Origin of the sequence: Ferrovibrio sp. MS7 (assembly GCF_038404985.1) — a bacterium.
Classification (GTDB): domain Bacteria; phylum Pseudomonadota; class Alphaproteobacteria; order Ferrovibrionales; family Ferrovibrionaceae; genus Ferrovibrio; species Ferrovibrio plantarum.
The window spans coordinates 1881045-1893967 of record NZ_JBBKBA010000001.1; the positions used below are offsets into that span (position 1 = coordinate 1881045).

The 12923-nt window shown below is 64.1% G+C and carries 12 protein-coding genes; 9 read left to right on the forward strand and 3 right to left on the reverse strand.

Features of this window, described 5'->3' with window-relative positions; genetic code table 11:
- Positions 1-98: 98 nt before the first annotated feature.
- The 7 genes from V6B08_RS08980 to V6B08_RS09010 all read left to right on the forward strand — a co-directional run bounded on the left by V6B08_RS08980 (position 99) and on the right by V6B08_RS09010 (position 7883).
- Complete coding sequence (locus tag V6B08_RS08980; protein ID WP_341979836.1) at positions 99-791, forward strand: GntR family transcriptional regulator; 693 nt, start codon at positions 99-101, stop codon at positions 789-791.
- Positions 784-1680 carry a DMT family transporter gene (locus V6B08_RS08985; protein ID WP_341979838.1) on the forward strand — a complete coding sequence of 299 codons (897 nt, stop codon included), beginning with the start codon at positions 784-786 and terminating at the stop codon, positions 1678-1680. The genes V6B08_RS08980 and V6B08_RS08985 overlap by 8 nt, the downstream gene beginning before the upstream one ends.
- 22 nt (positions 1681-1702) lie before the next feature.
- Positions 1703-3496 carry an IlvD/Edd family dehydratase gene (locus V6B08_RS08990; protein WP_341979840.1) on the forward strand — a complete coding sequence of 598 codons (1794 nt, stop codon included), beginning with the start codon at positions 1703-1705 and terminating at the stop codon, positions 3494-3496.
- Positions 3497-3525: 29 nt separating this feature from the next.
- A complete protein-coding gene (locus V6B08_RS08995; RefSeq protein WP_341979842.1) occupies positions 3526-5061 on the forward strand; it encodes a UxaA family hydrolase in 1536 nt (511 codons plus the stop codon).
- A gap of 208 nt (positions 5062-5269) precedes the next feature.
- Positions 5270-6343 carry an ABC transporter ATP-binding protein gene (locus V6B08_RS09000; protein WP_341979844.1) on the forward strand — a complete coding sequence of 358 codons (1074 nt, stop codon included), beginning with the start codon at positions 5270-5272 and terminating at the stop codon, positions 6341-6343.
- Between the two features lie 44 nt (positions 6344-6387).
- Complete coding sequence (locus V6B08_RS09005; RefSeq protein WP_341979846.1) at positions 6388-7260, forward strand: 2-dehydro-3-deoxygalactonokinase; 873 nt, start codon at positions 6388-6390, stop codon at positions 7258-7260.
- The gene (locus V6B08_RS09010) at positions 7257-7883 is read left to right on the forward strand and encodes a 2-dehydro-3-deoxy-6-phosphogalactonate aldolase (protein ID WP_341979848.1); all 627 of its coding nucleotides are present in this window, start codon (positions 7257-7259) and stop codon (positions 7881-7883) included. The genes V6B08_RS09005 and V6B08_RS09010 overlap by 4 nt, the downstream gene beginning before the upstream one ends.
- Before the next feature lie 110 nt (positions 7884-7993).
- On the opposite strand, the gene V6B08_RS09015 is transcribed toward V6B08_RS09010, so the two are convergent.
- On the reverse strand, positions 7994-9028 hold the full coding sequence (locus V6B08_RS09015; protein WP_341979850.1) for a patatin-like phospholipase family protein: 1035 nt from the start codon (positions 9026-9028) through the stop codon (positions 7994-7996).
- 60 nt (positions 9029-9088) lie between these two features.
- On the opposite strand from V6B08_RS09015, the gene V6B08_RS09020 reads away from it, so the two are divergent.
- Complete coding sequence (locus tag V6B08_RS09020; protein WP_341979854.1) at positions 9089-9949, forward strand: methyltransferase domain-containing protein; 861 nt, start codon at positions 9089-9091, stop codon at positions 9947-9949.
- A 194-nt stretch (positions 9950-10143) separates the two neighbouring features.
- Here the strand turns inward: V6B08_RS09020 and V6B08_RS09025 are convergent, their stop codons facing one another.
- A complete protein-coding gene (locus V6B08_RS09025; protein ID WP_341979856.1) occupies positions 10144-10794 on the reverse strand; it encodes a TetR/AcrR family transcriptional regulator in 651 nt (216 codons plus the stop codon).
- A 194-nt stretch (positions 10795-10988) separates the two neighbouring features.
- Between V6B08_RS09025 and V6B08_RS09030 the strand changes: the two genes are divergently transcribed.
- Positions 10989-11417, forward strand: a complete 429-nt coding sequence (locus V6B08_RS09030) for a VOC family protein (protein ID WP_341979858.1) — start codon at positions 10989-10991, stop codon at positions 11415-11417.
- A 288-nt stretch (positions 11418-11705) separates the two neighbouring features.
- Here V6B08_RS09030 and apbC read toward each other — a convergent pair whose 3' ends face one another.
- Positions 11706-12890, reverse strand: a complete 1185-nt coding sequence (gene apbC, locus V6B08_RS09035; RefSeq protein ID WP_341979860.1) for an iron-sulfur cluster carrier protein ApbC — start codon at positions 12888-12890, stop codon at positions 11706-11708.
- Positions 12891-12923: the final 33 nt, after the last annotated feature.

Genomic DNA, 12923 nt, shown 5'->3' on the forward strand with positions numbered 1-12923 from the left:
CTTACATATCAGATACGACTTGTGGGGTTCGGGAGCGCCTGCTAGGGTCTGGCGGAACTCAGAATCCGAATGCAGTCCGTTGTCTTCAGGAGGCCGTCATGGCCAAGGCCAAGCCGTTGCGCGCCGGCACTATCGAACGCCCGAAGTCGCTCACCGAGCTGGTCAAGGAGCATATCCGCACCCGCATCATCGATGGCGAGTTGAAGCTTGGCGAGGCGTTGTCGGAGAATGTGCTGGCGGCCCAGCTTGGCATTTCCAAGACTCCGGTGCGCGAGGCCCTGCTGCAGCTCAAGCTCGAGGGCCTGGTGGATATCCAGCCGCAGCGCGGCTCCTTCGTGTTCACCATGAACCCGAAGGACATGGAGGAATTCTGCGAATACCGCATCATCCTCGAAACCGCCGCCTTGCGCAGCGCCATCGAGAATGACGAGGCTGGCCTGGTGGTGGCGCTGGAGCAACGCGCCAAGAAGATGGTGAAGGCGCTGGAGGAAAACGATTTTTCCAGCTATCGCCGCATCGACACTGATTATCATCGCCAGATCCTGCAGCGGGCGCAGAATTCCTACCTGCTCAATGCCCACAGCCAGCTTGAAATGAAGATCCAGGCCCTGCGCGCCCATGTGACGCAGCGCGACCGCTCCATCGAAGTGTCGCTGGCTGAGCATTTGAGCATCGTCAAGCTGCTCAAGGCCAACGACAAGGCCAAGGCGCTGACTGTGCTGAGTGGCCATATTCGTGCCGCCTCGCGCGATTTCCGCGCGCTTTCGGAAGAAGGCGGCAGCCTTGGCTGAACAGAAGGTAGGTGCCGCGGTCGCCCCAATGGACCGCGCGCTGTTGCAGGGCATCGGCTTCATGCTGCTCGGCACGGCTTTGTTCACCTTCAACGACGCGCTTGGCAAATGGCTGGTGGTCAGTGTCGCGGTCGGGCAATTGCTGTTCATCCGCTCGGCTGCCGCCTTCCTGATCCTGGCACCGATGATCCACCGCGCCGGCTGGCGCCAGGTTTTCGTCGTCGAGCAGCCCTGGCGCCACAGCCTGCGGCTGGCGCTGATCGTGGTCGAGGTCGCGGCTTTCTATATGGCGGTGCGGCATCTGCCGCTGGCCGATGTGATGAGCGTGTATCAGGCAGCACCCCTGATCGTTACCGTGCTGGCGATTCCTCTGCTGGGTGAGCGCGTCGGCTGGCGCCGCGCCCTGGCGGTAGGCGTCGGTTTCATCGGCGTGCTGCTGGTGCTGCGGCCCGAGGGCGGCGTGTTCACCGCCCCGGCGCTGATCGCGCTGTTCGGCGCTGTCGCCTATGCCCTGCTGATGGTGACGACGCGGCAATTGCGCGCCTCAAGCAATCTCACCCTGATCGCCTGGCATACCGTCGGCGTCGGCCTGTTCGGCCTCGCTTCCCTGCCCTGGGGCTGGGAGCCGCTCGACCTGACAACGCTGGTTTTGCTCGGGCTGATTGGCGTGGTCGCCACCTCGGCGCATGTCTGCATGAACCAGTCGCTGAAACTGGCACCGGCCAGCACAGTGATGCCCTACCAGTATAGTTCGCTGCTCTGGGCCATCCTGCTCGGCTGGCTGTTCTTCGGCGACATCCCCACCGGTGCCATGCTGCTCGGCGCCGGCATTATCGTCGCCAGCGGCCTTTTCGTGCTGCACCGCGAGCAGCTCGGCAAAAAAGCATAAGACTTCAATCGGGAGTGAAACGATGACAAGCAAGCCCCAGAACGACAAGAAGCGCCTGCGCAGCCGCGAATGGTTCGACAATCCCGATGATCCGGGCATGACCGCGCTGTATCTGGAACGCTACCTGAATTACGGCCTCACGCTGGGCGAATTGCGCGGCACCAAGCCGATCATCGGCATCGCGCAATCGGGCAGCGATCTTTCGCCCTGCAACCGCCACCATCTCGATCTCGCCTCGCGTATCCGCGACGGTATCCGCGATGCCGGCGGCCTGCCGCTGGAATTCCCCACCCACCCGATCCAGGAAACCGGCCGCCGCCCCACCGCCGCGCTCGACCGCAATCTCGCCTACCTGACCCTGGTGGAATTGCTGCATGGCTATCCGCTGGATGGCGTGGTGCTTACCACCGGCTGCGACAAGACCACGCCGGCCCTGCTGATGGCGGCAGCCACCGTGAATATCCCGGCCATCGTGCTCTCAGGCGGCCCGATGCTGGATGGGCATTACAACGGCCAGCTTGCCGGGTCCGGCACCGTGGTATGGTTCGCGCGCCAGGAACTCGCCGCCGGCCGCATCAATTATGATGAATTCCTCGAAATGGTGGCGTCTTCCGCGCCATCACCGGGCCATTGCAACACCATGGGCACGGCGCTCTCGATGAACAGCCTGGCGGAAGCCCTCGGCATGTCGCTGCCCGGCTGTGCCGCTATACCGGCGCCCTACCGCGAACGCGCCCAGATGGCCTACGAAACCGGGCGCCGTGCCGTCGAGATCGTGCATGAAGACCTGCGCCCCTCCCGCGTGCTTACCCGCAAGGCATTCGAGAATGCCATTGTTGCGGCGTCCGCGCTCGGTGCCTCGACCAACTGCCCGCCGCATATCAATGCCATCGCGCGTCATATCGGCGTCGATCTCGATGTGAAGGAATGGGACAAGATCGGCTACGACATTCCGTTGCTGGTAAACTGCATGCCGGCCGGCAAATACTTGGGCGAATCCTTCCACCGCGCCGGTGGCGTGCCGGCGGTGATGCGCGAATTGCTCGAAGCCGGCAAGCTGCATGGCGATGCCCTCACCATCAACGGCAAGACGATGGGCGAGAATGTGAAGAACGCCAAGAACGGCAATCCTGACGTGATCATGCCTTACAACAAGCCGTTGCTCCCCGAAGCCGGCTTCCTGGTGCTGGGCGGCACGCTGTTTGACTCGGCGGTGATGAAGACCTCGGTGATCTCGCCGGAATTCCGCAAGCACTTCCTCGAGCGCAAGGGCGATGAGGGCGCCTTCGAGGGTACGGCCATCGTGTTCGACGGGCCGGAGGATTACCACCACCGCATCAACGATCCGTCGCTGCCGATTGACGAGAATTCCATCCTGTTTATCCGCTATAGCGGCCCAGTGGGCTATCCCGGCTCGGCGGAAGTGGTGAACATGCTGCCGCCGGATCGCCTGGTGAAGCAAGGCGTGCTGCTGCTGCCCTGCATCGGTGATGGCCGCCAGAGCGGCACCTCGGGCAGTCCGTCGATCCTCAACGCCTCGCCGGAAGCGGCGGTGGGTGGTGGCCTTGCCCTGCTCGAAACCGGCGACCGCGTGCGCATCGACCTCAACAAGCGTTCCGCCGATATCATGATTTCGGCCGAGGAGTTGGAACGCCGCCGCAAGGCCTGGACGCCGCCGAAGCTGGTGAACGCGACGCCCTGGCAGGAACTGCACCGCAAGACCGTGGGCCAGCTTTCCACGGGCGGCTGCATGGATTTCGCCACCGGCTACCAGAAGGTCGACGAAACCTTCGGCGTGCCGCGCCACAATCACTGAGGAGCCATAATCATTAGGGAGTGAGTGCCATGAGCAATGGTCCCGTAATCCGCCTGCATCCGGACGACAATGTGGTGATCGCCCGTTCGGCGCTCGCCGTTGGCACCTCGATTCCGGGCGAGAATGTCGTCACCGCCGAACCCGTGCCCGCCGGCCACAAGCTGGCGGTGCGCGCGATTTCGCCGGGCGATGCCGTGACGCGCTATGGCCAGATCATCGGCTTCGCCACCCAGGCCGTGCAGCCGGGCCGCCATGTGCATACGCATAATATGGGCATGGGCGATTTCCAGCGCGATTATGCCTTCTCTCAAGCCGTCAAGCCCACCGCCTTCGCTGAGCCCCAGGCGACCTTTATGGGCATCAAGCGCCCGGATGGCCGCGTCGCGACGCGGAATTATATTGGCATTCTCACCACGGTGAATTGTTCGGCCACGGCAGCGAAATACGTGGCGGATGCCTTCCGCGCCAACCCTTTCACCGGCGCCAATCCTTTGGCGGAGTATCCCAATGTCGATGGCGTGGTGGCGCTGACGCACAAGCTCGGCTGCGGCCTCAACACCCAGGGCGAGGGCATCGATGTGCTCCGCCGCACCATCGCCGGCTATGCCCGGCACCCGAATTTCCATTCCGTCATCGTCATCGGCCTGGGCTGCGAGGGCAACCAGATCGACACGCTGCTGAAGGCGGAAGGGCTGGAGCGCGGCCCGCATCTGCATACGCTGACTATTCAAGACACCGGCGGCACCGCCAAGACGGTGCAGGCGGCGATGGCCAAGGTGCAGGAATTGTTGCCTGAAGCAAACAAGATCAAGCGCGAGCCGGTGCCGGCGAGTTTCCTCACCATCGGCCTGCAATGCGGCGGCTCGGATGGCTATTCCGGCATCTCGGCCAACCCGGCCTTGGGCGTTGCCTCCGACCTGATCGTGCGCCATGGCGGCACGGTGATCCTGTCCGAAACGCCGGAAACCTATGGCGCCGAGCATCTGCTCACCCGCCGCGCCGTCACCCCCGCCGTGGGCCAGAAGCTGGTCGACCTGATGGGCTGGTGGCGCGACTATACCGAGCGCAATGGCGGCGAGATGGACAATAACCCGTCGCCCGGCAACAAGGCCGGCGGCCTCACCACCATTCTGGAAAAGTCGCTCGGCGCGTCCGCCAAGGCCGGCTCGACCAACCTGGTCGAAGTCTACCGCTATGCCGAGGCGGCGACGGCGCGCGGCTTCGTGTTCATGGACAGCCCCGGCTACGATCCGGTCTCGGCCACCGGCCAGGTGGCGGGCGGCGCCAATGTGGTCTGCTTCACCACCGGGCGCGGCTCGGTGTTCGGCTGCCGCCCGGCGCCGTCGCTGAAACTCGCCACCAACAGCGAGCTTTACGCCCGCATGACCGAGGACATGGATATCAATTGCGGCACCGTGGTCGAGGGCAGCGAAAATCTCGAGGCGCTCGGGCGCCGCATTTTCCAGCTCATCCTCGATACCGCCAGCGGCCAGCCGAGCAAGAGCGAGGCGCTCGGTTTCGGCGAGGAGGAATTCGCGCCCTGGCACATCGGTGCGGTGATGTAGTCACCGCACGGGGCATATCGGCGCCGTGATGTAATCACGGCAGGGGTTTTTAGTAAAAAAGCCGGTGTTGTTTTACGGCCAGGCGCGCCAAATCAGAGCAGTGCGGCCATTTGAGGCTTGGCACTGCGGCACGCTTTCGCTAAGCTGATATATAAGATGCCACAGGGCATAACGAACAAAAAAGCTTGCAGGGAGTAGGGACCAGATCATGGCCAGCGTGACGGTAAAGCAGGTTCGCAAGAAATACGGCGCCCTCGAGGTGATCCGGGGTATCGACGTTGCCATTCCCGATGGCGAATTCGTCGTCCTGGTCGGTCCGTCCGGCTGCGGCAAGTCGACGCTTCTGCGCATGATCGCCGGCCTGGAAGCGATCACCGACGGCACCATCAGCATCGGCGACGCGGTGGTGAACGATGTGCCGCCGAAGGACCGCGATATCGCCATGGTGTTCCAGAATTACGCGCTTTATCCGCATATGACGGTGCGCGACAATATGGGCTTCTCGCTGAAGCTGCGGAAAGCCGACAAGAGCGAGATCGACAGCCGTGTCGCCACCGCTGCCGGTATCCTTGGATTGGGCCAGTATCTCGACCGCTACCCGAAGCAGCTTTCCGGCGGCCAGCGCCAGCGCGTTGCCATGGGCCGCGCCATCGTGCGCAACCCGCAGGTCTTTTTGTTCGACGAGCCGCTGTCCAACCTCGATGCCAAGCTGCGCGTGCAGATGCGGACCGAGATCAAGGCGTTGCACCAGCAGCTCAAGACCACCTCGATCTACGTGACGCATGACCAAATCGAGGCCATGACCATGGCCGACCGCATCGTGGTGATGCACGATGGCATCGTCGAACAGATCGGCTCGCCGCTTGAACTATACGATACCCCGGCCAACCTTTTCGTCGCCGGTTTCATCGGCTCGCCGGCGATCAACCTGATCCAGGGCACGTTGCGCCGCGAGGGCGGTCGCGCCTGGGTCGCCACCGGCGCCGGCATCGACCTGCCGCTTGGCCCCAATGCCGTGGGCCAGGATGGCCAGAGCGTGGTCTATGGCGTGCGGCCGGAGCATCTTTCCCCCGCCAGCAGTGGCGGTCTGCCGGTGAAGGTGGAAGTGGTGGAGCCGACCGGCGCCAACACCTTCGTCTATGCCACGCTCGCCGGCGCCCAGGTCTGCGGCGTATTCGCCGAACGCACCGGCTATGCGCCGGGCGCCGAGGTGCATTTCCTGCCGCAGCTTGATCGCGTGCATCTGTTCGATGCCGGCAGCGGCCGCCGCCTGGTGGCCTGAGTGTATGGCCTGAGCCCATGGCCTGAGCCTATGGTCTGCGCGCATTGATCACCGTCGATTGGGGCAGCACCGGCTTCCGCGCCTGGCGGCTTGATGCCGAGGGCCGGGTGCTGGAGCGTCGTTCCGCGCCGCTCGGCATCACGCAACTGGAAGCCGGCGAACATGGCCCGGCCTTGCAGAGCCAGGTCGGCGACTGGATTGCTGCTGGCGAAAACCGCATCCTGGCTTCGGGCATGATCGGCAGCCGCAATGGCTGGGTCGAGATGCCCTATATCGCCTGCCCGGCAGGCCTTGCCGATATAGCAGGGGCCGTGCGGCGCATCGCGTGGGACGGCGATGCCGACCTCTGGTTCTGCCCCGGTCTCTCCTGCCGCGATGCGGAGGGCGTGCCGGATGTGATACGCGGCGAGGAAATGCAGGTTTTCGGCGTGGCGGACGAGAATGGCAATGCCGATCTCTGCCTGCCCGGCACCCACAGCAAGGCGGTGACGCTGCGGGCCGGTCGTATCATTGGCTTCGCCACCTATTTCACCGGCGAACTCTATGCCCTGCTGCGCAGCCATGGCCTGCTTTCCGGCCTGTTGCAAACGGAAATCCAGCCGGAAACGAAAGCTTTCGCCGAAGGCGTGAAGCGTAGCGGCGAGGGCGGCGGCCTGCTGCATCATCTGTTCGGTGTGCGTGCGCGCGGCCTGTTCGCTGAACTATCCGGCCCGGCCGCCAGCGCCTATCTTTCCGGCATCCTGATCGGCCATGAATTGCGCGGCCATGCGCCCGCCGCGCGCCTGCTGCTGGTCGGCGAACAGGCGCTCTGCCTGCGCTATGCCGATGCCGCCCGCCTGCTCGGCCGGCATGTCGAAATCGCCCCCATCGATGCCGCCGCGCGCGGTCTTCACCGTTTGAGCAAGCTGCTGCCATGAACCTGACCGACGCCCTTAAAGCCGCGCCGCTGATCGCCATCCTGCGCGGCGTGCAGCCCGATGAAGTGCTCAGCATCGGCGATGCGCTCTATGCCGCCGGCTTCCGCATCATCGAAGTGCCGCTGAATTCACCGCGCCCGCTGGAAAGCATCCAGCTTCTGGCCGAGCATTTCGGGGCTGAGGCGCTGATCGGTGCCGGCACGGTGCTGAACCTGGCGCAGATGGAGGCGGTGGCCTTGAGCGGCGGCCGGCTGATCGTGATGCCGCATGGCGATATCAATATCGTGCAGGCGGCAAGGCAGCGCGGCCTGACCGTGCTGCCGGGTTTCGCCACGCCGACGGAAGCCTTCGCCGCGATCAATGCCGGCGCTCATGGCCTGAAGCTGTTTCCGGCTGAAGCCGCCAGCCCGGCGGTGCTGAAAAGCCTGCGCGCCGTGCTGCCGCCGGCCCTGCCGGTGCTGCCCGTCGGCGGTATCGGGCCTGACAATATGGCGCCCTGGATCGCCGCCGGTGCCAGCGGCTTCGGGCTCGGTTCCTCGCTCTACAAGCCCGGCTTCACGGCCGCCGAAGTGAGCCAGCGCGCCCATGCCTGCCTCGCCGCCTGGCGCGTGGGCAGGGGTTGAGGGCTTGTTCGTTCCGTCGTCATGCGCGGACTTGATCCGCGCATCTTTCTCCATTTGGCTTGAGATGCGCGGATCAAGTCCGCGCATGACGCCATGAGAGAAAGAACTGCCTACAGAAACTTTTCCGCGATATCGGTGGAGCTTTCGACGCCGATCTTGTCGTAATGCGCCTGGATGAATAGCTCGGCGCGCTGTCGGCCCAGGTTGAACAAATCTTCCAGGAACGACATTTCGGCATTGAATTTCGAGGAGGCGCCAAGTGCTGCCAGTTCGGCCTCGGCATCCACTGTATGAATCAGCATGCGCTTCAGGCGGCCATTGTCGTCATAGCCGTCGTCGATGATCTTGCTGACGAAATGAATCGCGCGCATTTCGCGCATCAGACTGGAATTGAACGACAGCGTGTTGATGCGGTCCATGATGCCGTGCGCGGTCTTTGGCACCGCGTCGATCTTGATCGGGTTGATCTGCACGATCACCACGTCGCGGCTGTCGCAGTCATAGATCAGCGGGTAGATCGGCGGGTTGCCCATGTAGCCGCCATCCCAGTAATGCTCGCCGTTGATCTCCACTGCCTGGAACAGGAAGGGCAGGCAGGCCGAGGCCATCACCGCGTCGATGCTGACATCGTCATTCTGGAATACGCGGATCTTGCCGGTCAGCACATTGGTGGCGCAGACGAACAGTTTCACATGGCGGCAGCCGCGCAGGTCATCGCAATGCACGATTTTGGCGAGTATGTCGCGCAGCGGGTTTATGTTGGCCGGGTTGAGCTGGTAGGGCGAGAGCATGCGGCTGACGATGTCGAACATCAGGTAGGCCGGCGAATGGTTCATGCTGCCGGGCTGCATCACGCGGTCGAGCCAACTCGGCTGCAATGGCGAGAAACGGCTGGCTTCCGCGATGGCTTCCCAGAATTTGCGCAGTTCGATGCGCGCCATGGTGTTACCGCCAATCGCCAGGCCATGCGCCAGCACGATGGCGTTCATGGCGCCGGCCGAGGTGCCGACAACGCCCTCGATCTCGAACAGGTCGGATTCCAGCAGGCGGTCGAGCACGCCCCAGGCGAAAGCGCCGTGGCTGCCGCCGCCCTGGAGCGCCAGATTGATCTTCTTGCGTGATGCGACAGCCTTGGGCTTCGCCATGGCACTATCCCCGTGGTCCGTGGCAGAATAAGCCCATGCCTGAGAGTGTTGCCTGAGACTATGCTGATTTTCGATCCCGCAGCCAAGCGCCTGCATCGCCGCCGCGCCGCGCCGCGTTTCGCGGCCCATGATTTCCTGCATGCCGAGATTGCCTCGCGGCTGGTCGACCGGCTCGGCGATATCCGCCGGCAGTTTCCGCTCGCGCTGGTGCAAGGCGTAGCGCCCGGCTGGCTGGCACCGCGCCTGGATCCCGCCTGCGGTGTCGAAGATTTGATCGGGCAGGGCAGCGATTTCATCGCCGATGAAGATTTGCTGCCACTGGCCGAGGGCAAATTCGATCTCGCCATCAGCCTGCTCAACCTGCATTGGGTGAATGATCTGCCCGGCGCGCTGATCCAGCTACAGCGGGCGCTGAAGCCCGATGGCCTGTTCCTGGCCGCCCTGTTCGGCGGCGAGACGCTGACCGAACTGCGCCAGGCCTGGCTGCAGGCGGAAAGTGAACTTGAAGGCGGCGTGTCGCCGCATGTGGCGCCGATGATGACCACCTATGACGGCGCCGGGCTGCTGCAACGCGCCGGTTTTGCCTTGCCCGTCGCCGATGCCGAGCGCATCAACGTCACCTATGGCGATGTGTTCGCCTTGCTGCGCGACCTGCGCTTCATGGGCGAGGGCAATGCCTTGCGCGACCGCCGCCGGGGTTTCACCCGGCGCGCGACCCTGCTGCGCATGGCGGAAATCTATGCCGAACGCTTCAGCGGCCCCGATGGCCGCATCACCGCCACGTTTGACGTGGTGATGCTCACCGGCTGGCGCCCGGCGCCGAACCAGCAGCAGCCGTTGAAGCCCGGCAGCGCCACGCTCCGCCTCGCCGACGCGCTCGGCACGGTGGAGCATAAGACCGGGGATAAGGCGGGGCGTTGAACGCTTATCTCAATGCTCGTCACCGCCGGGCCTGCCCTTCTGGCCTCTGCGCCCACGCCGCATGCGGCGGCGTGCGCTTAGAGCCCGGCGGTCTAGTTGGAAATTTTGCTGAGATGCCCGGGTCAAGCCCGGGCATGACGATCTAAAACATACGTCGTCATGCGCGGACTTGATCCGCGCATCTCAGGATCATTCTAGTTCCCAAACAGCAGCGCCAGTATCCGGTCCAGCGCGCGCTCACAAGCTTGCTGGGCGGCGCGCTCGTCCTTAGCCTCGGCCAGCCACAGCACGGCTTCGTTCATGGCGCCGGAGAGCAGATAGGTGAGGGCTTCCGCCGAAAGCTGGCGCTCCGGTGGCAGGGCCGCCACCGCCGCTTCCACGCCATAGCGCAGCGAGCCCATGGCATGGCGGCCGTCGATCTCGCGCCAGCGCGGCCAGCCGAGCACGGAAGGCGCATCCAGCAGGTAGATCTGCCGCGTGCCGGGGGCAAGACAGGCTTCCAGGAAGGCGCGGCTGCCGCGCTGCAGGGCGTCGAGCGGGTTTTGCGCGCCTTCCGCTGCCCGGTTGATCGCCGCCAGCACCGTGGCGGCTTCCTGCTCCACCAGGGCCTCGAACAACGCCCGCTTGTCGGCAAAGTGATAATAGAGCGCGCCGCGCGTCACTTCGGCCTCGCGCACCACGTCCTCGGTGCCGGTGCCGGCATAGCCGCGCTCGGCGAAAAGCCGCCGCGCCACGCCCAGCAGCGCCGCCCTGGTGGCGGCATGCTTCTCGGCTTTGCTTTGCCTGGGGCTTTGCCTGGGGCTCTGCCTGGGCAGTTTGGCAGCCTTATGCTTTTCTTCTTGCATACATACAGCCTGTATGTTAAATACATCCCATCGTAACGCGGGGCGGTGCCGTTTTGCCAGTGGAAAAGCGGAACTCCCGCGCCGTGACCGAGAAAAGCCATGCTGAGCCATGTTTCACGTGAAACATAAAGCGCTCATTGCGGCCAAGTATCAGAAAATATTCCTATAGCAGCGAAAGCCAAAGGAGCGTTCCCGTGAAACTGACCAGCTATTACCCCGTGATCTGCACCGATTCCGTCGCCGCCACCCAGGCCTATTACCAGCGGCATTTCGACTTCGCCCCGGCCTTCGAGGCCGACTGGTATGTGCATCTCACCTCGCGCCACGATGCCACCGTGCATCTCGCCGTGCTGGATGCCGGCCATGCCACGATCCCAGAGGGCTACCGCCAGCCGTTGAAGGGCGGCCTGCTGCTGAATTTCGAGGTCGAGGACGTGGATGCCGCCTATGCCCGCGCCACTGCCGAGGGGCTGGATGTGCGCCTGGCGCTGCGCGACGAGCCGTTCGGCCAGCGCCATTTCATCGTCGCTGACCCGAATGGCGTGCTGATCGACGTGATCAAGCCGATCCCGCCCAGTGCGGAATTCGCGGCCCAGTATGCGCCCGAGGCGCTGCCGGGCTGACATAACCGGTTGATCATTATTTGTTCCGTGATAGGATAAGGCCCGGTCGCCGGCTACGCCGACGACCGGCGAGCCCAGGGCGGAATAGCTTGGAATAAGCGCGAATAAGCCCGGTTAAGGCCGAATAAGCCGAAATAAGGAAAAATAAGAAGAAATAAGGAAGAATAAGGAGAAATAAGGATTTTTAAGGCCGGATTTGCCGGTTTTCCAGGATGCTGAAAACGCAATTCAGGACTTTCATCCTAGTATCCGGGGCGGTCGGCTGGCCCCGGATGCCAGGATACCCCCTTATTGAATGACGATGCGCGGCCCGGCGGCCTTGCCGGCGCCATGCTCGATCTTCGCCAGCACCTGCGCGGCAATCGCCGCGTAGGCCTTGGCCTCGGCGCTGTCTGGCTGGCTCATCACGATCGGCGTGCCGCCGTCCGAAGTCTCGCGGATCGCCATCACCAGCGGCAATTCGCCGAGGAAGTCGCAGCCGAGTTCCTCCGCCGTCTTGCGCGCGCCGCCATGTGAGAAGATGTCCGAGCGGTGGCCGCAATTCGGGCAGCAGAAATAGCTCATATTCTCGATGATGCCGAAGACCGGCACATCGACGCGGCGGAACATGTTGAGGCCCTTGCGCGCATCCAGCAGCGCGATGTCCTGCGGTGTCGAAACGATCACCGCGCCGGCCAGCGGCACGCGCTGCGCCATGGTGAGCTGCGCATCGCCGGTGCCCGGGGGCATGTCCACCACCAGCACGTCGAGTTCGCCCCAGGTAACATCGCGCAGCATCTGCTCCAGCGCGCTCATCACCATCGGGCCGCGCCAGATCATCGGCGTGTCCTCGGCCACCAGGAAGCCCATCGACATCGCCGGCAGGCCCCAGCCCAGCATCGGCTGCAGCTTCTTGCCATCCGGCGAATGCGGCTTGCCGCTGATGCCCAGCATGCGCGGCACCGAGGGGCCGTAGATATCGGCGTCGAGAATGCCGACCTTGCGGCCCTGGCGCGCCATCGCCAGGGCGAGGTTAACGGCGGTGGTGGATTTGCCGACGCCGCCCTTGCCCGACGCCACGGCGATGATCGCCTTGATCCCTGGCACGCCCGGCCGTTCGCCGACAGTCGGTTGTGCAGCGGCAGCCGGCTTCGCGGGGGCGTGAGAATGCCCGTGATGATCGTGGCCATGATGATCGTGGGCGGCCTGCCTGGGCCCCGCCTGCTTGGGCGCGGCCTTGCCCTGCGTTTGAGCAGTGAGAACGGCGGTGACGGAGGTGACGCCGGCCAGGGCGGCCACGGCGCTCTCGCAGGCCTTGCGCAAAGGCTCCTTGCGTGGGCCGTCCTGGGCTGCAACTTCCAGCACGAAGCCGATATTGCTGCCTTTCACCACCAGGCCGCCAACCATGCCGAGTTCCACCACATTCTTGCCATGATCAGGGTCCACAACCCCGCGCAAAGCCTCCAGAACTTGCGCTTCAGTCACCCCGGTCATGCTTGAAATCCCTGCAATCGTTCCAATATTGTC